This is a genomic window from Citrobacter sp. KTE30 (genome assembly GCF_000398825.1).
In the GTDB taxonomy this organism is placed as follows: domain Bacteria; phylum Pseudomonadota; class Gammaproteobacteria; order Enterobacterales; family Enterobacteriaceae; genus Citrobacter; species Citrobacter freundii.
The window spans coordinates 156,280-178,425 of record NZ_KB976056.1 but is presented as its reverse complement, the minus strand read 5'-3'; the positions used below and the strand labels follow the sequence as shown (position 1 = coordinate 178,425).

At 54.7% G+C, this 22,146-nt stretch carries 19 protein-coding genes and 1 riboswitch; of the genes, 8 read left to right on the top strand and 11 right to left on the bottom strand.

Annotated features, from left to right (window positions below; all coding sequences use genetic code 11):
* Window positions 1-8: 8 nt before the first annotated feature.
* Complete coding sequence (locus WC1_RS02525) at window positions 9-1,208, bottom strand: NAD(P)/FAD-dependent oxidoreductase (RefSeq protein ID WP_016151128.1); 1,200 nt, start codon at window positions 1,206-1,208, stop codon at window positions 9-11.
* Between the two features lie 232 nt (window positions 1,209-1,440).
* Between WC1_RS02525 and WC1_RS02530 the strand changes: the two genes are divergently transcribed.
* Window positions 1,441-1,944 carry an RrF2 family transcriptional regulator gene (locus WC1_RS02530; protein WP_003023361.1) on the top strand — a complete coding sequence of 168 codons (504 nt, stop codon included), beginning with the start codon at window positions 1,441-1,443 and terminating at the stop codon, window positions 1,942-1,944.
* 48 nt (window positions 1,945-1,992) lie between these two features.
* On the opposite strand, the gene dtpB is transcribed toward WC1_RS02530, so the two are convergent.
* Window positions 1,993-3,465: a dipeptide/tripeptide permease DtpB gene (dtpB, locus tag WC1_RS02535; RefSeq protein WP_003023364.1), complete on the bottom strand. Its 1,473-nt coding sequence runs from the start codon at window positions 3,463-3,465 to the stop codon at window positions 1,993-1,995.
* A gap of 281 nt (window positions 3,466-3,746) precedes the next feature.
* The gene (gene uspA, locus WC1_RS02540) at window positions 3,747-4,184 is read right to left on the bottom strand and encodes a universal stress protein UspA (protein ID WP_003023368.1); all 438 of its coding nucleotides are present in this window, start codon (window positions 4,182-4,184) and stop codon (window positions 3,747-3,749) included.
* Between the two features lie 392 nt (window positions 4,185-4,576).
* Between uspA and uspB the strand changes: the two genes are divergently transcribed.
* Entirely contained in the window at window positions 4,577-4,912 is a 336-nt protein-coding gene (gene uspB / locus WC1_RS02545; protein WP_003023371.1) for a universal stress protein UspB, read from the top strand.
* A 64-nt stretch (window positions 4,913-4,976) separates the two neighbouring features.
* Here uspB and pitA read toward each other — a convergent pair whose 3' ends face one another.
* A complete protein-coding gene (gene pitA, locus WC1_RS02550; protein ID WP_003023373.1) occupies window positions 4,977-6,476 on the bottom strand; it encodes an inorganic phosphate transporter PitA in 1,500 nt (499 codons plus the stop codon).
* A 229-nt stretch (window positions 6,477-6,705) separates the two neighbouring features.
* On the opposite strand from pitA, the gene WC1_RS02555 reads away from it, so the two are divergent.
* Window positions 6,706-7,899: a BaiN/RdsA family NAD(P)/FAD-dependent oxidoreductase gene (locus tag WC1_RS02555; RefSeq protein ID WP_003837793.1), complete on the top strand. Its 1,194-nt coding sequence runs from the start codon at window positions 6,706-6,708 to the stop codon at window positions 7,897-7,899.
* Window positions 7,900-7,937: 38 nt separating this feature from the next.
* On the opposite strand, the gene WC1_RS02560 is transcribed toward WC1_RS02555, so the two are convergent.
* Window positions 7,938-8,951, bottom strand: coding sequence for a magnesium transporter (locus WC1_RS02560; protein ID WP_003837796.1), 1,014 nt, complete (start codon window positions 8,949-8,951; stop codon window positions 7,938-7,940).
* 55 nt (window positions 8,952-9,006) lie between these two features.
* Window positions 9,007-9,190: riboswitch (M-box (ykoK) riboswitch) on the bottom strand.
* A 401-nt stretch (window positions 9,191-9,591) separates the two neighbouring features.
* Between WC1_RS02560 and WC1_RS02565 the strand changes: the two genes are divergently transcribed.
* From WC1_RS02565 to WC1_RS02575, 3 genes are read left to right on the top strand one after another with little or no spacing between them, the layout of a single operon-like run.
* Window positions 9,592-10,659 carry an HlyD family secretion protein gene (locus tag WC1_RS02565; RefSeq protein WP_003023381.1) on the top strand — a complete coding sequence of 356 codons (1,068 nt, stop codon included), beginning with the start codon at window positions 9,592-9,594 and terminating at the stop codon, window positions 10,657-10,659.
* Window positions 10,656-13,403 (top strand): ribosome-associated ATPase/putative transporter RbbA, encoded by a 2,748-nt coding sequence (rbbA, locus tag WC1_RS02570; protein ID WP_016151127.1) that lies wholly within the window; start codon window positions 10,656-10,658, stop codon window positions 13,401-13,403. The genes WC1_RS02565 and rbbA overlap by 4 nt, the downstream gene beginning before the upstream one ends.
* On the top strand, window positions 13,403-14,527 hold the full coding sequence (locus WC1_RS02575) for an ABC transporter permease (RefSeq protein WP_003837801.1): 1,125 nt from the start codon (window positions 13,403-13,405) through the stop codon (window positions 14,525-14,527). The genes rbbA and WC1_RS02575 overlap by 1 nt, the downstream gene beginning before the upstream one ends.
* Window positions 14,528-14,623: 96 nt before the next feature.
* Here the strand turns inward: WC1_RS02575 and nikR are convergent, their stop codons facing one another.
* From nikR to WC1_RS02590, 3 genes are all read right to left on the bottom strand, one after another.
* Entirely contained in the window at window positions 14,624-15,025 is a 402-nt protein-coding gene (nikR, locus tag WC1_RS02580) for a nickel-responsive transcriptional regulator NikR (RefSeq protein ID WP_003023387.1), read from the bottom strand.
* A 49-nt stretch (window positions 15,026-15,074) separates the two neighbouring features.
* Window positions 15,075-15,653, bottom strand: a complete 579-nt coding sequence (gene acpT, locus WC1_RS02585) for a 4'-phosphopantetheinyl transferase AcpT (protein WP_003837810.1) — start codon at window positions 15,651-15,653, stop codon at window positions 15,075-15,077.
* Window positions 15,654-15,715: 62 nt separating this feature from the next.
* On the bottom strand, window positions 15,716-16,765 hold the full coding sequence (locus tag WC1_RS02590; protein WP_003023393.1) for an AI-2E family transporter: 1,050 nt from the start codon (window positions 16,763-16,765) through the stop codon (window positions 15,716-15,718).
* Window positions 16,766-16,898: 133 nt separating this feature from the next.
* Here WC1_RS02590 and WC1_RS02595 point away from each other — a divergent pair, with 133 nt between their 5' ends.
* Window positions 16,899-18,116, top strand: a complete 1,218-nt coding sequence (locus tag WC1_RS02595) for an MFS transporter (RefSeq protein WP_016151126.1) — start codon at window positions 16,899-16,901, stop codon at window positions 18,114-18,116.
* 3 nt (window positions 18,117-18,119) lie between these two features.
* On the opposite strand, the gene WC1_RS02600 is transcribed toward WC1_RS02595, so the two are convergent.
* Window positions 18,120-18,677, bottom strand: coding sequence for a DcrB family lipoprotein (locus tag WC1_RS02600; protein WP_016151125.1), 558 nt, complete (start codon window positions 18,675-18,677; stop codon window positions 18,120-18,122).
* Between the two features lie 72 nt (window positions 18,678-18,749).
* Window positions 18,750-19,415: a 7-cyano-7-deazaguanine/7-aminomethyl-7-deazaguanine transporter gene (locus WC1_RS02605; protein WP_003837818.1), complete on the bottom strand. Its 666-nt coding sequence runs from the start codon at window positions 19,413-19,415 to the stop codon at window positions 18,750-18,752.
* 168 nt (window positions 19,416-19,583) lie between these two features.
* On the opposite strand from WC1_RS02605, the gene tusA reads away from it, so the two are divergent.
* Window positions 19,584-19,829: a sulfurtransferase TusA gene (gene tusA / locus WC1_RS02610; protein ID WP_003023404.1), complete on the top strand. Its 246-nt coding sequence runs from the start codon at window positions 19,584-19,586 to the stop codon at window positions 19,827-19,829.
* Between the two features lie 93 nt (window positions 19,830-19,922).
* Here the strand turns inward: tusA and zntA are convergent, their stop codons facing one another.
* Window positions 19,923-22,121 carry a Zn(II)/Cd(II)/Pb(II) translocating P-type ATPase ZntA gene (gene zntA, locus WC1_RS02615; RefSeq protein ID WP_016151124.1) on the bottom strand — a complete coding sequence of 733 codons (2,199 nt, stop codon included), beginning with the start codon at window positions 22,119-22,121 and terminating at the stop codon, window positions 19,923-19,925.
* Between the last annotated feature and the right edge of the window lie 25 nt (window positions 22,122-22,146).

The window sequence follows — 22,146 nt, the reverse complement described above, 5'->3', positions numbered from 1 at the left end:
ATCACGGGTTAAACAAACGGTGCCAGCGGATCGGCAATCTCAAACGCTACCGCGCGGTCCGCCTTCGGCGGGTAAATCAGCTCGCTGACAATCGACACCTTCAGCTTTTTCGCTTCTGCGCGCGTCAGTTTCACCTGCTGATCCCATCCTTCGCTATACACCGCACCCCAGGCACCAAGATCCAGGCAGGTGACGTAGTTTTCCTGACGATATGGCAGTGGTGTTATGTTTAACAGGTCTGCCGCGGCGTTATTACCGGCAAATTTACCCAGCAAGATGGCGTGCTGGCAGGTCATCAGCGCATGATTGCCTTTGTCGTCGGTGGCGGCGTAGGCTACATCGCCAGTGGCGTAGATATCATCGTGACCCACAACCTGCAGATTGGCATTTACATGCAGACGGCCCTGGCGATCGCGCGGGGCGTTAATCTGTGCTGTCAGGCTATTAGCCTGAACGCCGACGGTCCAGATAACTGTCTGGGAAGAAAACACCTGTCCATCTTTCAGCGTGACGCCAGAGGCATCCACGCACTCTACTTCCGCATTGACCAGCCACTCGACACCCAGTTCAGCAGAGGCTTCGATAATCACGTCACGTAATTCCTGGCTCCAGCGTCCGCCCGGCTGAGCGCCGCGTTCAACTACGACAACTCTGGTCTTAGCATCAGCGCCCAATATTTCGCGCAAACGACCTGGTAATTCCAGCGCCATTTCAATGCCGGTAAAGCCGCCGCCGCAGACCACTACCGTATTGCGAGCCTCACTTTCCGGTTGTAATGCCAGATCGTTAATGTGCTGCTCCAGTACGGCGGCGCTCTCAAGTTGGTCGAGGTCAAACGCGTGCTCGGCGGCACCGGTGACGGTGTCGCGGTTTACGTGACTTCCGCTGGCAAGCACCAGGCGGTCGTAGCGGCGCAGATGAATGTCACCGTTGGCATCTTTCCAGCTCACCTCTTTAGAGTCCGGGAGGATTTGCTCGACGTGACCTTGCAGGAAGTTGACGCCGGTAACGTCAAACAGCGGTTGCAGTGGTGCGACCAGCGTATGAACGGCGCTTTCATAAAAACGTGGGCGGACACGCAGCTCTGGCTGTGGCGCAATTACTGTAATATCAATGGCCTGCTGATGTTTATCCGCCAGTCGTGCGGCGCTTAATGCTGCCCACATACCGGCAAAGCCGGCGCCCACGATCAGAATTTGTTTACGCATTGGGGTTTTCTCACTGGTGACTACGAATTATTTACTCGGATTTTATTTGTCGTAGTTAAGAATTGCAATGCGATCGAGATCCTTTTTGCTTCAAAGGGTGAGGGTTTTTTATTATCTATTTGATAAATATGCATTTAAATTTTTATTGTGAAGAGGGGTTACTTTGCTGTCTGGAATGAGTGAAACGAAAAAGCTACAATAAACTCAGATTAATTTTGACTGAGATAAGAGAATGGCATTCTACAGTTCTGGGGTTGAGTACGGCATTCATAGCCTGATGTGTATGGTCGATAGTAAGGGCGACGCGAGGGATATGAGCGTGCGGGAAATTGCCGAACTGCAAAGTGTGCCATATGACTATCTGGCAAAAATTTTCACCCGTCTGTCCAAAGCGGGTCTGGTGCGCAGCATTGAAGGCAAGGGCGGTGGTTTCCAGTTAGCTAAACCTGCTGAACACATCACTGTGCTGGATGTGGTGAATGCTATTGATGGTGATAAGCGCATCTTTGAATGTCGTGAAATTCGCCAGCGGTTGGCGGTATTTGAGGAGCATCCACCAGAGTGGGCCTGTGAAGGCATTTGTGGTGTGCGTTCGGTAATGGACATGGCTCAGCAGCGGATGGAAGAAGCGCTCGGTCAGCATACGATTCTGGACTTGGCGCGCAAAATGTACCGCAAAGCGCCGGACACCTTTGTGGTGGAAGTGCAGGAGTGGATAGACGCGCGTAAAGGGTAGTGAGTGAAAATGCCGGATAGGGCAATAGCCGCCATCCGGCACTGAAGGTTATTGCTCGGTGCTCGGCGTATTAATCATGCGGTTCAGCCATGGCACCATAATCGCCATCACCACCGTTACGGCCAGGGTCACCAGACCAATCTTACTGAAGACGTTGGTATAGATAGGCAGCGTTTGCAGCGGGTCGGTGATGTTCTCTGGTACGGCGGTGAACGTCGCGACATAACCCCCCATCAGGAAGGCTGCTGCCTGGGTCAGGAACCACATCCCGAGAATAAAGCCCATCAGGTGTTGTGGCACGAGAGCGGCGACCATAGCCAGCCCCAGGGCGCTAATCAGCAGTTCACCCAGGCTCTGGAACAGATACACCAGCACGATAAACCACGGCGACGTCAGCCCCTGCGCATCGGCAAACCACATTCCGGCTGCAGCGGCGGTCAGGAAACCCAGCGAGCACAGGAACATACCGAGCGTAAACTTCATCGGCATGGTCAGGTCTTTACCTTTGTTGCCCAGACGGGTATAGATTGCAGCTAGTACCGGACTCGCCAGTACCACCCAGAACGGGTTCAGCGCCTGGAAGCTTACCGGGTTGATGGCGAAACCAAGAATTTCATGGTGCACGTTATTGATAGCAAAGAAGTTCAGCGAAGTTGGCATCTGCGCGTACAGGACGTAGAACACCACCGCTTCCAGCATCAGGATAAAGGCCACGAACATTTTGTTGCGCCCGGTTTTATCCAGTTTGAAGGCCTGACGGAAGAAGATGATCGTCACGGCAATTGACAGGACGATCAGCACCAGGTTGGCAATCTGCACGTTGTGCATCAGCCAGGCGCAGATAAATACCATCACTACCGTTCCAGCCAGCACGCAGAATAGATTACGGAAATTCAGCGGCTTATGGTCCGGCTCTGAACCGATATTCTTCACCATTCCACGGCAGGCAAAGTAGACCAACAGCGCGACAATAAGCCCGGCCCCGCACAGATTATAGGTCACCGCATAGCCAAACTTATCGGCAATCACCGGTGCCAGCGACAACGACAGCAGTGAACCGATGTTAATCGACATATAAAACAGGGTGAAAGCACCGTCCAGACGGGCGTCTTTCGGTGGATAGCATTTTGACAGCAGGCTTGCCGGGTTGGCTTTAAACAGCCCATTACCGACGGCAATGGTACCCAAAGCAATAAAAATCAGGTCGGGCTTAAGCAGTGACATCCCGGTCATGAAGTAGCCGATCGCCAGCACAATGGCGCCGAGTACCAGCGTGCGCTTGGTACCTAACAGATGGTCGCCGACGTAGCCGCCGATCGAGATCAGGCCGTAGACCAGCGCGGCAAATGCACCAAAGGTGACAAATGCCTGTTCCTGCGAAAAGCCGAGCTGCTTAACAAAAAATACCGCCAGGATGCCCTGAACGCCGTAATAGCCAAATCGTTCCCATAATTCAACAAAGAAGATCATGAAGAACGGACGAGGTTGCTGCAGCAAGCCCGTAGGTGCAGTTTTATTCATATTCCATCGCCTTTCAAAGCCATCCCGAAAAGTATGAACGCGTATGCTTAAACGCGCCGAAAAAGTCTTATTTTGTTATAGACTGCGGTTATTGGCCGCAGGCGTAGAGTATTATAGAGATAGTTTTCGATCCAATTAGTTGATCACACTAATTATGATTTATTTGTTGGATTGATGTACTAATTGTGTCTGAATGATAAAAACAAAAACGCCCGCAAAGGCGGGCGTTTACAGGCTTAACGACTTGTAGCGCGTCGGGTTATCTCCCGACGGCCAGCGTTTTATGCTTCTTCGTCGTCACGCAGCGGAACAATCAACATGTCGACGTGGACAGTGTTGATCAGTTGGCGCGCGGAGGACATTAGCTTGCTCCAGAAATCCTGGTGGTGACCACAAACGACCAGATCCATGTCGTATTTTTTGATGGCATCAACCAGAACCTGACCCAGGTCGCCGCTACCGCTCAGGGTTTCGGTGATAGGGTAGCCTGCGTTGGTGGAAAGCTCGGTTAGCGCGTGGTGGGTTTCTTCAGAAATGCGTTTCTGCATGTCGCCCAGATTCACGTCGATAAGCCCGGTGTACAGGTCGGAATAGTTTACGTCAACGTGGATAAGGGAGACTTTAGCATTGTAAGGCCGCGCCATAGAGACCGCTTTTTCAACCAGAACTTTGCTTTCCGGAGAAAGATCAACCGCGATAAGAATGTGTTTATAAGCCATAGTGTTACTCCTTCCATAAGTTGTCGATGACTAGCCTGCTGGCGTTTACCTGCCGCCGCGTCATCCGCATCCTGCGAACCTTGCGCGCGGGGCTAGCCCAGTCGTAAAAACGTACCATATAAGGACTATCCTTACATTATAGCGACCAGGATAATCCGTCAATCCGCCTTGCTTGCCAAGCAGTTAAACAAATTTTTTAGTTAATTGCATTGATAGCGATTAACCTTCTGGCAAAAAAATTAACTAATCTCCTACACTATCTAGAGAGGCGTTCGGATGCGTGATACTAATACGAACGGTTCGGCTGTACTCTTCACTGAATGGTTTGGCAGGGTATCGGGGAGCGGTAGTCCCGGAAAGGAGTTCCGTGGGCGGGTCGCCGGGGAGGAGGTATGATAAGCACCATTGCATTGTTCTGGGCTTTATGTGTCGTTTGCATTGTTAATATGGCGCGCTATTTTTCTTCGCTACGCGCACTGTTAGTGGTACTTCGTGGTTGCGATCCATTGCTTTACCAGTATGTAGATGGTGGGGGCTTTTTTACCTCGCATGGGCAACCGAACAAGCAGATGCGTCTGGTGTGGTATATCTACGCTCAGCGTTACCGCGATCATCATGATGATGAGTTTATTCGCCGCTGTGAGCGGGTTCGCGGTCAGTTCATCCTCACCAGCGCGCTATGTGGCCTGGTGCTAATCAGCATGGTTGCGCTGATTATCTGGCACTGATGCCAACGACAGATACAAAAAAAGCGGGTCAGAAAACTGACCCGCTTTTTTACCGTGCATTCGCTTAGATAAGCTTCAGAGAGAGCCAGTAAAGCCCGCCGGAAAGAAGAATTGCGGCTGGCAGGGTGAAGACCCAGGCCATCAGAATGCTGGTCACCGTTTTACGCTGTAAACCGCCGCCATCAACAACCATCGTCCCCGCAACGGAAGAAGAGAGAACGTGGGTGGTGGAAACGGGCATACCGGTGTAACTGGCGAGACCGATAGAGACTGCGGCAGTCATCTGTGCCGACATCCCCTGGGCATAGGTCATGCCTTTCTTACCGATTTTCTCACCAATGGTGGTGGCTACGCGACGCCAGCCGATCATGGTACCAATGCCCAGCGCCAGTGCGACGGCCATAATGATCCAGATAGGCGCGTACTCAATGGTGCTCAGCATGTCAGCTTTCAGTTTCTTCAGCAGACGCTGATCGTCAGTGCTTACGCCAGGCAGCTTAACCACTTTATCGGTGGTATCAGAGATGCAGAGCATAATGCGACGCAGCTGACCACGCTGTTCGACGCTTAACTTGTCGTAGGTTTCCAGGTTCGCCAGCATACCTTTCGCACGTTCCAGCGCGTTGATGGTATTCGCCGGGTGGCAATGGAACTCTGTCGTCGTCGCTGGTGCCGCGTCCGTCGGGGACGGAATCAACTGGTCTACGCCTGTGGCCTGTTTAAGGAGGTCAGGACGCTGCTGGAAGAAGACTTCGACGTTATTGATGGCATCACGGGTACGGGTAATCTCGTAACCGGAAGCATTCATATTCACCACGAAGCCTGCAGGCGCTACGCCAATCAGCACCAGCATCACCAGACCAATGCCTTTCTGCCCGTCGTTAGCGCCATGAGAGAACGCCACGCCGATAGCGGAGAGGATTAGGGCAATACGGGTCCAGAACGGCGGCTTTTTCTTGCCATCTTTCTTTTCACGTTCTGCTGGCGTCAGGTGGATACGGGCACGTTTTTTTGTACCGCTCCAGTAGCGACGCAGAATGAAAATAAGACCGCCCGCAACCACCAGACCAACAATTGGCGAGATGATAAGCGAGGCAAAAATACCGATAACTTTCGGAATGTTAAGTGCATCCACCACAGAAGTGCCAGTCATCAGCGCATTGGTTAAACCAATACCGATAATGGCGCCAATTAGCGTGTGGGAGCTGGATGCAGGCAAACCAAAGTACCAGGTACCCAGGTTCCAGATAATTGCCGCCAGCAGCATGGAGAACACCATGGCGAGGCCATGTGACGATCCCATATTAAGCAGCAGATCCGTTGGTAGCATATGCACGATGGCATACGCCACGCTGAGACCGCCCAGCAAAACACCAAAGAAGTTGAACACCGCAGCCATGACCACCGCCAATTGCGAACGCATTGCACGGGTATAGATCACGGTTGCGACAGCATTGGCTGTATCATGGAAGCCGTTAATCGCTTCGTAGAACAGCACAAAAGCCAGAGCAAGCAATAGTAAAAGCCCGGTATGTAAATCCAGGCCAGCAAACAAATGTAGCATAGGACGTTACGCCATTTTGAGGACATGAACGCGGCGCATTATCAGTGACTTTGGCGGCGCGGGCAAAGTGAAATATAGAGTTTTTTTGATTTGTCTCCTGCTTTGTTTTACACCACTAAAGAATTATCCTATATATTTCAGTTAAATACCCTTTATCGGTAGTTTGGTGCTGGTGCGACCACTGAGGAATCTTTACAATTCACACCCGCTTTTTAGAGAGGATCGCAACGTGGAAAGGTTTGATACCGTTATTATAGGCGCTGGCGCAGCGGGTATGTTTTGTGCCGCGCAGGCAGGACAAGCAGGTAGTCGCGTACTGCTGATTGATAATGGTAAAAAGCCGGGGCGTAAGATTCTCATGTCTGGCGGGGGACGCTGCAACTTTACCAATCTTTATGTCGAGCCTGCCGCCTATTTGAGCCAAAACCCCCATTTTTGCAAATCGGCGCTGGCGCGTTACACGCAGTGGGATTTTATCGACCTGGTGGGCAAACACGGTATTGCCTGGCACGAAAAAACGCTAGGCCAGCTGTTCTGCGATGATTCCGCACAGCAAATTGTCGATATGCTGGTAGACGAGTGTGAAAAAGGTAACGTAACTATGCGGTTACGTAGCGAAGTCCTGAGCGTCGAGCGAGAGGGTGATGATTTCATTCTCGAATTGAACGGGATGACCGTGGGCACGAAAAAGCTGGTTATTGCCTCCGGTGGTCTCTCTATGCCGGGTCTGGGGGCAACGCCGTTTGGTTATAAAATTGCCGAACAGTTCGGTCTGAACGTATTGCCAACGCGCGCAGGACTGGTGCCCTTTACGTTGCATAAGCCACTGCTGGAGCAGCTTCAGGTGCTCTCTGGCGTGTCCGTTTCTTCCGTTATCACCGCCGAGGACGGCACCGTCTTTCGTGAAAATCTGCTCTTTACGCACCGTGGGCTTTCTGGTCCGGCCGTACTGCAGATTTCCAGTTTTTGGCAGCCAGGCGAATTTGTCAGCATTAATTTGTTGCCGGATGTTGACCTTGCGAGCTTCCTCGATGACCAACGCAGCGCCCACCCTAATCAGAGCTTAAAGAATACGCTTGCTATGCAGTTGCCAAAACGTCTGGTGGAATGTTTACAGCAGTTAGGGCAAATCCCGGACGTCTCGCTGAAACAGCTTAACGTGCGCGATCAACAAACGCTGGTTGAGACGCTGACCGATTGGCGGGTGCAGCCGAACGGTACAGAAGGGTATCGTACCGCTGAAGTCACGCTGGGCGGCGTTGATACCAATGAGCTTTCATCGCGCACGATGGAAGCACGTAAAGTGCCGGGACTCTATTTTATCGGCGAAGTTATGGACGTTACCGGCTGGTTGGGAGGCTATAACTTCCAGTGGGCATGGTCGAGTGCCTGGGCGTGCGCGCAAGATTTAGCGCCAGCCTGACTGTGACGCCCGACAACCTGAGCTGCCGGGCGTTATCATTAGTTCAGACCAAGAAAGTGCTGGGCGATTTTAAAGTAGATAATTAACCCGGTACCGTCGATAAGCGTGGCGATAAACGGGGCCGAAACCACGGCGGGATCAATGCCGATACGCTTGAGCACCATGGGGATCACTGATGACACCACGGCGCTCCACAGCGTAATGCAAACCAGCGTCAGGCTGACGATCAGCGTGATTTCCATACCGATGCCCATCATCCACGCGCGCAAGCACCCTGCCAGGCCCAGCGTCAGAGCGATCAGCAGCGAAGTTGAAACTTCTTTGCGGATCACCCGGCCCATATCGCGCAGCCGCACTTCTCCCAGCGCCATTGAACGTACCAGCGTCGAAGTGATCTGCGTACCGCTGTTGCCGCCAGTACCAATTAATAGCGGAATAAAAAAGGCCAGGGCAATTGCGGATTCCAGCGCCTCTTCAAAATGCTGAAGCACGCTGCTGGTATAGGCTTCTGCGACAAACAGCAGCAGGAGCCAGACCGAACGCTTTTTCCACAATGTCCACGGACTAATTTCCAGATAGGGTTTTTCCAGCGGTAGCGTGGCGCCCTGAAGCTGAACGTCTTCGGTAACATCATCTTCCTGTAGATGAGCGATCTCTTTTTCCATCAGACAACCGACCAGCTCACCTCTCTCAACGACAGCAACCAGATCGACTTCGCGTTCGGCTAACTCGGCAACGACCTGCGCCCGTTCATCATCAGGCTTTACATGAAATAAACAGCTGTCCGTAAGATGATTGATGTTCAGCGACGTATCTTTTTCCTGCAATAAGCGCTTGATGGATAACACCCCGCGCAGCGCTTTTCCGGCCACAACAAAGACCTGGCCTGGGATGTCATCCGTTGTGAGTTGGGAGACAAAGTACTCGCGAGCGCCGTTCACGCTGAGATGGTCTGGCAGAGTAATAAAATCGGTGCGCATATATTGGGCGATAGCGTCGCCATTGAAATCCGGCATAGGATGATGAGCGGCGCAGAGTGGCATAGATGACATGGTGTAATTCCCTATAAAAATCTCTCATAGGGGCGAACAAGACAGGGTTAGCACAGGCAGATCCCTACGTCCTGGTTTTAGCACTGAACAACGTATCTGTCCGATGGTGAAATCGTCAGAAGTTACCTTGGCAACACCTTGATTCGATGGATGCCTGTATTTCCCTGAGTGGTCTCTCTCGATACCAGCAGGGCGGTAACTTGTATTTGTACAGGAGCCTCGCCATAACGAGATCGGTAAATGAGCCGCTATTATAGGGATGCCTAATCATTGATTATGTTTATAGTTGCGATTGTTTATCAATCGTTGATATACGAAATATTTCTTGTGCCAGGGCTGAACTGGAAACGACAACCGAATAGACATATTGAATCCAGGTGTTAGTATTCAATAGACAGCAGTTATGAGTATGCGTGTTTCATTTCCGGCCAGGAACGCTGATGATGACAACATTAGTACCCGATTTCGCAGCATTTTCGTCACTCACTTCCTTCGCGGTGTGCGTTGCTATAACGCCTGTCCGCACTCTGGCCATTATTTCTCATTCCTTCTCATCCCGGATGGAATCTCCCGCTGAATAGCTGTTCAGTGGGCTTTGTGACACGCATCGTTTGATAACAGGGATTACGGCGGGTCGGATATGGAAAAGATTAAGCGTCATCTGGTGTGGTGGGGCGCGGGTATTGTGGTGGTGGTTGCTGCAATAGCATGGTGGATGTTGCGTCCTGCGGGGATTCCGGAAGGTTTCGCGGCCAGCAACGGCAGAATAGAAGCTACCGAAGTGGATATTGCCACCAAAATTGCCGGGCGTATCGATACGATCCTCGTATCGGAAGGACAGTTCGTTCGTCAGGGCGAGGTGCTGGCGAAAATGGATACCCGCGTGCTGCAGGAGCAGCGACTGGAAGCTGTCGCGCAAATCAAAGAAGCCGAAAGCGCGGTGGCGGCGGCGCGAGCGCTGTTAGAGCAGCGGCAAAGTGAAATGCGCGCCGCGCAGTCGGTGGTAAAACAGCGCGAGGCGGAACTGCAGTCGGTCTCTAAACGTCACGTTCGCTCCCGTTCGCTATCCCTGCGTGGGGCTGTATCCGAGCAACAGCTGGATGACGACAGGGCCGCGGCTGAAAGTGCTCGCGCGGCACTGGAATCCGCCAAGGCGCAGGTCTCTGCGGCAAAAGCCGCAATTGAAGCCGCCCGTACCAGCATCATTCAGGCGCAAACCCGTGTAGAAGCCGCGCAGGCCACCGAACGTCGCATTGCCGCTGATATTGATGACAGCGAGCTGAAAGCCCCGCGCGATGGTCGTGTGCAGTACCGCGTCGCTGAACCGGGCGAGGTGCTTTCCGCGGGCGGTCGCGTACTGAATATGGTCGATCTCAGCGATGTCTACATGACGTTCTTCTTACCTACCGAACAGGCTGGTTTATTGAAGATTGGCGGTGAAGCTCGCCTGGTGCTGGATGCTGCGCCGGATCTGCGTATTCCGGCGACCATTAGCTTTGTGGCTAGCGTCGCGCAGTTCACGCCGAAAACGGTCGAAACCAGTGATGAACGGCTGAAGCTGATGTTCCGCGTTAAAGCGCGTATCCCGCCAGAGCTGTTGCAGCAGCATCTGGAGTACGTGAAAACCGGTCTGCCGGGCATGGCGTGGGTGCGTGTTGATGAAAATCGCCCCTGGCCTGACGACCTGGTGGTGAGGTTGCCGCAATGACGCATCTGGCGCTGGTTCCCGTTCCTCCCGTGGCGCACCTTGACGGCGTGAGTCAGCATTACGGGAAAACGGTCGCGCTGAACAACATCACGCTGGATATCCCTGCCCGCTGTATGGTGGGGCTTATTGGCCCGGATGGCGTCGGAAAATCGAGCCTGCTGTCGCTCATCTCCGGCGCGCGGGTCATTGAACACGGCAACGTGATGGTGCTGGGCGGCGATATGCGCGACCCAAAACATCGACGGGATGTCTGCCCGCGCATTGCCTGGATGCCGCAGGGGTTAGGGAAAAACCTGTACCATACGCTGTCGGTGTATGAGAACGTCGATTTCTTTGCCCGGCTGTTTGGTCATGATAAAGCGGAACGCGAAGCGCGGATTACCGAGCTGCTGAACAGCACCGGCCTGGCACCGTTTCGCGACCGTCCCGCCGGGAAACTCTCGGGCGGGATGAAGCAAAAACTGGGGCTGTGCTGCGCGTTAATCCACGACCCGGAACTGTTAATTCTCGATGAACCCACCACCGGGGTCGATCCGCTGTCCCGCGCCCAGTTCTGGGATCTAATTAACAGCATTCGCCAGCGGCAGACCAACATGAGCGTGCTGGTTGCGACCGCTTACATGGAAGAAGCCGAGCGCTTTGACTGGCTGGTAGCGATGAACGCCGGGGAGGTGTTAGCCACCGGGAGCGCCCAGCAGCTACGCGAACAAACCAACAGCAACACGCTGGAGCAGGCGTTTATCGCGCTGCTACCTGAAGCCCAGCGCCAGGCGCATAAGCCGGTGGTGATCCCGCCGTATCACGCTGAGCAGGAAGAGATTGCCATCGAGGCGAAAGACCTGACTATGCGCTTCGGTAAGTTTGTCGCCGTTGACCACGTTAACTTTCGTATTCCGCGCGGGGAAATCTTCGGTTTTCTCGGCTCCAACGGCTGCGGTAAATCCACCACCATGAAGATGCTCACCGGTCTGCTACCCGCAAGCGAAGGTGAGGCCTGGTTGTTTGGGCAAGCGGTTGACCCGAAGAATATCGATACCCGCCGCCGGGTGGGCTATATGTCGCAGGCGTTTTCGCTCTACAGCGAGCTGACCGTCCGGCAAAACCTCGAACTACATGCGCGGCTGTTCCATATCCCCGAAGCGGAAATCCCCGGGCGGGTACAAGAGATGAGCGAGCGTTTTTCGCTGACCGATGTCGAAGACGCGTTGCCCGGCGCGCTGCCGTTGGGGATCCGTCAACGCCTGTCGCTGGCGGTGGCGGTGATCCATCGCCCGGAAATGCTCATTCTTGATGAGCCGACCTCCGGGGTCGATCCGGTGGCGAGGGACATGTTCTGGCAACTGATGGTCGATCTGTCGCGGCAGGACAAAGTGACCATTTTTATCTCCACCCACTTTATGAACGAAGCGGAGCGCTGCGACCGGATGTCGCTGATGCACGCCGGAAAAGTACTGGCCAGCGGCACGCCGCAGGAACTGGTGAAACAGCGTGGCGCCGCCAGTCTGGAAGAGGCGTTTATCTCCTGGTTACAGGAAGCGGCAGGCCCGGCTCCGGAAGCTCAGTTACCGCCAGCCAATGTTCCGATAGTGCATGAAAATAGTCAGCCGCCGCGGCAGGGCTTTAGCCTGCGGCGGTTGTTCAGCTACAGCCGCCGTGAAGCGCTGGAACTACGACGCGATCCGGTACGTTCAACGCTGGCGCTGATGGGCACAGTGATCCTGATGCTAATCATGGGCTACGGCATCAGCATGGATGTGGAGAACCTGCGTTTTTCGGTGCTCGATCGTGACCAGACCGTCAGCAGCCAGGCGTGGACGCTGAATCTGGCGGGATCGCGCTATTTTATCGAACAGCCGCCGCTCACCAGTTATGACGAGCTGGACAAACGGATGCGTTCGGGCGAAGTGGCGGTAGCAATAGAGATCCCGCCAAACTTTGGCCGCGATATCGCGCGTGGCACGCCGGTGAAGATTGGCGTCTGGGTCGATGGCGCAATGCCGAGCCGCGCTGAAACGGTCAGAGGCTACGTACAGGCGATGCACCAGACCTGGCTGCAGGATGTGATGGCGCGTCAACCCAATGCCAGTGGGCAAAATGGGCTGATGACCATTGAAACTCGCTATCGTTACAACCCGGATGTAAAGAGTCTGCCGGCGATTGTTCCGGCGGTGATCCCGCTGCTGCTGATGATGATCCCCTCGATGCTCAGCGCCCTCAGCGTAGTGCGTGAGAAAGAGCTGGGGTCGATTATCAACCTGTACGTTACGCCCACGACCCGCAGCGAGTTTTTACTTGGCAAACAGTTGCCGTACATCTTGCTGGGGATGCTGAACTTCCTGCTGCTGTGTGCGCTGTCGGTGTTTGTGTTCGGCGTCCCGCATAAAGGGAGTTTTTTAACCCTGACGCTGGCCGCGCTGTTGTACGTCACCATTGCCACCGGGCTGGGTCTGTTAATTTCCACGTTTATGAAAAGCCAGATCGCGGCTATTTTTGGTACGGCGATTATTACGCTGATCCCGGCGACGCAGTTTTCCGGGATGATCGATCCGGTCGCCTCGCTCGAAGGGCCTGGACGCTGGATTGGTGAAATTTACCCGACCAGCCATTTTCTGACCATCGCGCGTGGGACGTTCTCTAAAGCGTTGGATCTGACCGATCTCTGGCAGCTGTTTATTCCGCTGGTGGTAGCCATTCCGGTGGTGATTGGTCTGAGCGTATTACTGCTGAAAAAACAGGAGGGGTGATGCGCCGATTACGCAATATTTATAACCTCGGCATCAAAGAGTTGCGCAGCCTGCTGGGTGACAAAGCGATGCTGACGCTGATCGTCTTTGCCTTCACGATTTCGGTTTATTCTTCCGCGACCGTCCTGCCGGGTTCGCTGCATCTGGCTCCGATTGCTATTGCCGATATGGACCAGTCGCAGTTGTCGAACCGGATTGTGAACAGCTTTTATCGCCCGTGGTTTTTACCGCCGGAGATGATCACCGCTGATGAGATGGATGCCGGACTGGACGCCGGGCGCTACACCTTCGCCGTGAACATTCCACCTGATTTTCAGCGTGATGTGTTGGCCGGTCGGCAGCCGGATATACAGGTTAACGTCGATGCCACGCGGATGAGCCAGGCCTTTACCGGCAACAGCTATATCCAGAATATCATCAGCGGCGAGGTGAACAGCTTTGTGGCGCGTTACCGTGACAACAATGAGCCGCCGGTGGCGTTGGAAATGCGTATGCGCTTTAACCCTAATCTGGAACCTGCCCGCTTTGGCGCGGTGATGGCGATTATCAACAACATCACCATGCTGGCGATCGTGCTTACCGGGTCGGCGCTGATCCGCGAGCGCGAGCACGGGACAATAGAACATCTGCTGGTTATGCCGGTGACGCCGTTTGAGATCATGATGGCAAAAATCTGGTCGATGGGTCTGGTGGTGCTGGTGGTTTCCGGTCTGTCGCTGATGCTGATGGTAAAAGGCGTGCTCGGCGTACCCATTGAAGGTTCGATACCACTGTTTATGCTGGGCGTGGCGCTGAGCCTGTTCGCCACCACCTCGATCGGCATTTTTATGGGCACGCTGGCGCGCTCTATGCCGCAACTGGGGTTACTGATGATTCTGGTACTGCTGCCGCTACAGATGCTCTCTGGTGGTTCTACACCGCGTGAAAGCATGCCGCAGGCGGTGCAGGACATAATGCTGACTATGCCAACTACCCATTTTGTCAGCCTCGCGCAGGCGATACTTTACCGCGGCGCTGGGTTTGGCATCGTCTGGCCGCAGTTCCTGACGCTGTTGGCGATTGGCAGCGCGTTCTTCCTGATAGCGCTGCTGCGCTTTAGAAAGACGATTGGCACGATGGCGTAAACATTATTGCCAGGGGGGCTTCGCTTGCCTGGCCTACAAACGGTAACGGAGTAGGCCGGATAATGCGTAGCCGCCATCCGGCAACGAAACAGGCAATTACTCTTCTTTCGGCAGGCACTGCAAATGACCGTGGCGCACGCCGCGCTGGGAGATCACGTCATCGGCAAAATGCTGTACATCGCCCATGTCGCCTTTTAGTACGGCGATTTCCAGGCAGTCGTCATGATTGATGTGCACGTGCAGCGTGGCGACCGATAAATCGTGGTGGTGGTGTTGGGTAGAAACAATGCGGCTCGCCAGGTCACGCTTCTCATGCTCATAAACATACGAGAGCACCGCGAAGCCCTGAGTGCCGTGCTCCTGAGTGGTTTCCTGCGCCAGTGCGCCGCGCAGAATATCGCGGATCGCTTCGGAACGGTTGTTGTAGCCACGGCGCTGACTCAGGCCGTCGAGCGTTTCTAATAAATCGTCATCAAGTGTGATGGTGATACGTTGCATCAGATTTCAACCTTACGATATTGCGCGGCGGCGCACGGGAATGAAAACATTACAGCCTGTGTACGGCGTCGGCGGTCAGGGTAAATGGCGTGGGGGTGCAAACCGCCAGGCTCAGGGTATCGATCTGGCACTGGCTGACGGAGAGTGAGGAGGTCAGTGCGGTGCTGTCGACGCTGACGATTTGCCAGGCACTGCCGCCGCGCTGTTTCACGATAGCTTCTTTACGCGTCCAGATGCGCCAGAACGCCGCCAGCTGTTGCTCCGGGTGTTCGGCTTCAACTTCAGCGTGTTCCCCAAGACTGAATACCGTATTTGCCAGCGTTTGCCAGTTATCGCGCGGGCGAATAACTTCAATATCGCAGCCGACTTCCCCTTCGTCGCTGAGCAGCAGGACGATGTCATCGCCGCTATGGCTGAGATTGAACCACAGCGGCGTGTCGGCGGAAAAGGCCGGTTTTCCTTGCTCGCCATAGATGATGTTCGGTAATGGCGAAAGGGCATGGGAAAGCAGCACGCGACCAGCCAGCCAGCGCGCACGGCGAACACCTTGCGGCGCTTGCTCTTTCATAGCGGCAGGCAGTTCGCCAGCGCTTAAAACAGAAACTTTCCCATGAACGATCCGGTACATATCAGGACTAACCTTTAGTAATAATGGGGTTGTGTACCACTCTTCACATGCTGTTTGCAAGTTTATCCCGGTAATCGACTTTTGGGCCTGCCGGGTCCCAGTAAAATTGCCAGTTTGCTACCGCCTGTGGTCGTTTCCATCCAGATTTTACACACGCTGGTTAGCGGCACGGAGAGCAGCATGCCTACCGGGCCGAGCAGCCATCCCCATACCAGCAAAGAGAGGAAGACGATAAGCGTCGATAATCCCAGCCGATGCCCCATCATGCGGGGTTCGAGGATATTGCCAATAACCATATGCACCACCAGGAATAGCGCACCAACCAGTACGCATTCGTAAATGCCGTTGAACAGCAGCGCCTGGATCATGGGCGGGACGGCGGAAATGACCGAGCCAATGTTGGGCACGTAGTTTAGCAGGAAGGCCAGCACGCCCCACATCAGAGCAAACTGAATCCCCATCAGCGCCAGACCCAGCCAGATGATGGCACCGGTCCATAAGCTGAGCAACGTTTTCAGTGCCAGATAGTGAGATACGCCCTTGAGCGCCCGATGCAGCCCCGCAATATGGATTTGTGGGTTGTTCAGCGAAAAGCGCAGCTTATAAGGAACATGACGTACCTCAAACAGCATAAAGACGACTGTCATCACCAGCAGAACGACGCTGGCCATGGCGCCGGAAAGACTTGTCATCAGCGTGGTGGTGAAGGTCATTATTTTGTCGGAGTCCATACGTTGCAGCATACGCTCCGGGGACATATGCAGATTTAAAAAGGGAACCATCTCTTGCAGATGCAGGACCTTACGTGTCAGCTCCTTGTTGTATTTGGGTAGCATGGCCATGAATTCCGTGATCGAAGACGCGAGGACGCCGATCAGTGCCGTGAGGACGAACAGCATCACCACCACTACGAGCGTAATGGCAACCGGGCGACGTACTCCCCGGCGAATAAACCAGGCGACCAGCGGATTCAATACAATGGCAAAAAAGAGGGCCAGCAGCAGTTGCACAATGATATCCGCCGCGGCATGAATACCGGCGAGGATCACCACCAAAGCAGCCAGTTTGAGTAAAATGTGCAAACCCGTTTTATCGGGCTGAGCGGTTGTCATATTTTCTTCCTGTTTGCGTTTTTGCATTAAGTGTAGCGGCTGGCTTGCGGCTGAGATTCCTAAACTGACTGCTGATTTCTGCGCGGCAACATGGTAGAAATGAAACACTGTTGTGAAAATGTGGTGACCCTCCATGCCCGAACCCGTCGCTGAACCGACGCTGAGCGGTTTACGCCTTAACCTGCGCATTGTCTCTGTGGTGATGTTCAACTTCGCCAGCTATCTGACCATCGGCCTGCCGCTCGCGGTATTGCCGGGCTACGTCCACGATGTGATGGGGTTCAGCGCCTTCTGGGCTGGGTTGGTTATCAGCCTGCAATATTTCGCTACGCTGCTGAGCCGTCCGCATGCCGGTCGCTATGCCGACCTGCTGGGGCCAAAGAAGATTGTGGTATTCGGGCTGTGTGGCTGCTTTTTAAGTGGTCTGGGCTATTTGCTGGCGGGATCAACGAACGGCTGGCCGTTGGCTAGTCTGCTGCTGCTGTGTCTGGGGCGGGTGATTCTCGGAATTGGGCAGAGCTTTGCCGGAACTGGCTCTACGCTGTGGGGCGTGGGGGTTGTTGGCTCAATGCACATCGGACGGGTGATTTCCTGGAATGGCATCGTGACCTATGGCGCGATGGCGATAGGCGCGCCGCTGGGCGTTCTGTTTTATGCCTGGGGGGGCTTACAGGGGCTGGCGCTGACCGTGATGGGCGTGGCGCTGGTGGCGATACTGCTGGCGCTCCCTCGTCCTGCGGTGAAGGCCAGCAAAGGCAAACCGTTGCCGTTTCGCGCGGTGCTCGGGCGTGTCTGGTTGTACGGTATGGCGCTGGCCCTGGCCTCCGCTGGATTTGGGGTGATCGCCACGTTTATTACCCTGTTTTATGATGCCAAAGGCTGGGACGGCGCAGCTTTCGCGCTGACGCTTTTTAGCTGCACATTTGTCGGCACTCGACTGTTGTTCCCAAATGGTATCAACCGTTTAGGCGGGCTGAATGTGGCAATGATCTGCTTTAGCGTCGAGATTGTCGGGCTGCTGCTGGTCGGGATGGCTTCCATGCCGTGGATGGCGAAAATCGGCGTTCTGCTGGCTGGGGCTGGGTTCTCACTGGTTTTCCCGGCGCTGGGCGTGGTCGCGGTAAAAGCCGTCCCGCAGCAAAATCAGGGCGCTGCGCTGGCGACCTACACGGTGTTTATGGATTTATCGCTGGGGGTTACCGGGCCGCTGGCCGGGTTGATAATGACGTGGGCGGGCGTGCCGGTTATCTATCTGGCGGCAGCAGGGTTGGTAGCGGTGGCGCTATTGCTGACCTGGCGGCTAAAAAAACGGCCTCAGGTGGTGTCACCGGAGGCCGCGTCATCGTCTTAACCGTTACTGGATAACCAGCGTGTTAATGATGTTTTCTGCGGTAGTCTGCGCTTTTTGCTGATCGTCAGCAGGCAGCGTGATTTGCAGGGTCAGCAGTTGATTGTCCACTTTACCCAGCACTACGGAAGAGTAAGCGGTCTGGCCTTTGGCTGAGATGATGCTGTCTAACTGCTGCAGCGTGTGGCCTTTCAGCTCAATAGATTTATTGGTGACGACCTGCAGCTGTGGGTCGCGGCTACGCTGCTGATATTCCAGACGTTTTGTCAGCACGGCCAGGTCTTCGTTGGTGTTGTCGCCAACAATCACAATCACCGCTTTCTGGCCGGTTGCGTCAGAATAGACGTGCATATTGTTCGCCTGGGTGCCCAGCTTGCCGCTCTGATCGGTCATATCCGCTGGCAGGGAAAAACTGAGTTTGCCGTCCAGCAGGCTGACCGGTTGTCCGCTGGCGCTACTTTCTGCGGCAGCACCCTCGGCTGGCGCTTTTGTATCGCTATTATCACAGGCTGCAAGCCCCATAACCAGCAGGCCAATACCGACATATTTAACCAGATTGCGCATTGACTTCTTCCTTTCGATAAACGGCCATAACGGCTCATTCGTCCATCTTATCACAACTCGGAAAATGAACCTTTAACTCGTCTGCAATGCAGCGATTTCGGATTTATCTGCCAGCCTTTTCAGCAACATATTCAGCAGCACGCCGTACATTGGCAGGAAGAAAATAATGCTGATCAGCACCTTGAAACAGTAATCGACCAGCGCGATTTCCATCCAGTGCTCGGCCATGAAGGCATCCGGACTACGCCAGAAAGCGATAAAGAAGAAGGCCAACGTATCGCTGATATTGCCAAATAGCGTGGACGCTGTCGGTGCCAGCCACCAACGACGGTTCTGGCGCAGGCGGTTAAAGACATGCACATCCAGAATTTGTCCCAGCGCGTAAGCCATAAAGCTGGCGGCGGCGATACGGGCAACAAACAGGTTAAAGTGCAGCAGTGCGCCAAATCCCTGCCACGATCCCATATAAAACAAGGACGAAACGACATAGGAGATCAGCAACGCGGGGATCATCACCGCAAAGATGATACGTCGAGCCAGCGGCGCGCCAAAAATACGCACGGTCAGGTCGGTCGCGAGGAAAATAAACGGAAAGCTAAACGCGCCCCATGTGGTATGGAAACCAAAAATGGAGATTGGAAGCTGCACCAGATAGTTGCTGGAGGTGATCACCAGCAGATGAAATAGCGATAGCCAGAACAACGCTTTTACGCGCTGAGTTTGTGTAAACGGAGTCATATTGTGACCTTTTTGTTGGATGGGGTGAGGGAACCCAATAAAAAACCGTCGCATGATACTGCTTTAAGAGCACATTGCAATGGTTGTTTTTCACGCAATCGTTAACCTGATTGGCTTACGCCACAACAGAGCGTAAAATAACGCCGTTTTTGTATGAATGAGACGACGATGAGCGACCTGTTTACTTCCCCCGACCATACTCTTGATGCCCAGGGACTGCGCTGCCCGGAACCGGTGATGATGGTGCGTAAAACCGTACGTGGCATGCAGGCCGGTGAAACACTGCTGATTGTCGCCGACGATCCGGCAACAACCCGCGATATTCCTGGTTTCTGTACCTTTATGGAGCATGAGCTGGTGGCTAAAGAGACCGACTCGCTGCCGTACCGCTATCTGCTGCGTAAAGGTCACTAGTTTTGTTTGCCGGATGGCGCTAACGCTTATCCGGCCTACAAAGAACGTGTAACCCGTAGGCCGGATAAGGCCACGCCGTCATCCGGCAAAAAACTATCCTTTACGTAACAACCGCAGCGCGTTAGCGGTCACCAGTACCGTTGCCCCCGTATCGGCCAGCACTGCCAGCCACAATCCGGTTATCCCGAGCAGCGTGGTGACGAGGAAAATCCCCTTCAGGCCCAGCGCAATTGCAATGTTCTGGCGAATATTGGCATGGGTGGCCCGCGCCAATTGAATCATTTGCACCAGACCGCGCAGGCGGTTGTGGGTCAGGGCGGCATCGGCGGTTTCCAGCGCGACGTCGGTCCCGCTTCCCATCGCAATGCCGATGGTAGCCGCTTTCATTGCCGGAGCGTCGTTGATACCGTCGCCAACCATCGCCAGCGGCGATTGTCGGTTGAGATGGGTAACGGCCTGCACCTTATCTTCCGGCAAGAGTCCTGCTTTAAATTCGAGACCCAGTTCACCGGCAATGGCGGCCGCCGCACGCGGGTTATCACCGGTCAGGATCACGCCTTTCACGCCAATCTGATCAAGCTCGGCGATAGCGCTGCGAGCGTCGTCGCGCAGCGTGTCCTGTAGGGCCAGCACGCCGAGTACAGTATCGTTACGCAGCACCAGCACCACCGTTTGGCCCGCGCTTTCCAGCTCGCTTATCTGCCCGGCAAAGGCATCAGCAGGCTGCTTACCGGCGGCGCAAATCAGCACGCGTTCGCCGTTGACCAGCGCTTCAATTCCAGAGCCAACCAGAGCCCGTTGCTCTCTTGCGACAGGAATAGTTAGTTCGCGTGTTTGTGCTTCCCGGACAATCGCTTGTGCCAGCGGGTGTGTCGCACCTTGCTCTACCGCTGCCGCCAGTGCCAGCAGTTCATCCTCACCAATACCGCTTGCCGGATGAATCGCTGTGACGCGCGGTTTACCGATGGTCAGGGTGCCGGTTTTATCAAACGCCACCTGCGTGACCCTACCCAACTGTTCCAGCGCGGCACCGCCTTTGATTAACGCTCCACGACGCGCCGCGGCGGCAAGACCAGAGGTAATGGCTGCGGGGGTTGAAATCACCAGTGCGCAAGGACAGCCAATCAACAGCAGCGTCAGTCCTTTATAAATCCACTCCTGCCAGGATGCGGCAAACAGCAGCGGCGGTACGAGGGTGACCAGCAGCGCAACCGCCATAATGGCTGGAGTGTAAATTCGACTGAAACGGTCAATAAAGCGCTCAATGGGGGCGCGACGTTCTTCCGCTTCTTCAATCAGCTTCAGAATACGATCAATGGCGCTGGCGCCCGGTTCGGAGAGCACTTCCAGCGTAACCAGACGGTCCACGCTGGTAGCACCTGCCGGGACTTTCTCGCCGGTGGCGCGTTCAACCGGGATCGATTCGCCGGTCAGTGCGCTTTCATCAAAACTGGCAAAGCCGGAAACCAGTTTGCCGTCGGCAGGTAAACGCCCACCCGCGGCAACTTCAATAACATCGCCAGGGCGGAGGCTATTAATAGCCACCTCTTCGCGCCCGCCGTTACGCAGGCGCGTGGCGGTTTCCGGTTTGAGCGCCATCAGTGCGCTGACCCCTTTACGGGCCCGGCTGGCGGCCCATCCTTCCAGGCGTTCGCCAATTAAAAACAGCAGCAGCACCATGGCGGCTTCCGCCGTCGCGCCGATAAACAGTGCGCCGATGGCGGCCACGCTCATCAATGTTTCAATGGCAAAGTAGCTGCCGGTTTTCATCAGACGCAGGGCCTGACGGGCAATGGGATACAGACCGACCAGCGTGGTGGCGATAAACGCTATCTGACCGAAGGGATGATTGAACTGCTCCAGCCCCCAGCTAATCGCCATCATGATAATCAGCGAAATCAGCGGTAGGTTTTCTTTAAAACGTGACTCGGGGGCGGCGTCCGTCGCGTGCTCATCGCGCAGGGTATAGCCTGCTTTTTGCACCGCGTTTTCAACTTGCTGGCGGATATCGGAACCGGCATCGACCACCAGTTTTTCAGTGGCGAACAGAACCTGGACCTGGTTGACGCCGCTGACCTGGCGGACCGCATTCTCTACTTTGCGGGCGCAGGCTGCGCAGTCCATGCCTGCCACTTTCCAGGAATAGCGGGTACCTAGTACGGTATCGGATACGGGCGGTGTAGTGGAGCAGCTTCCTTCGCAGCAGCAGTCATCCGCCTTTTGTGGCGCAGGCGCTGGTTTGAAAGAAGAAAATTGTGGGGCCTTTTTGCCACTGGTATCAGGTGTCGACATGGCATCCTCCGGTTGATAATCATTT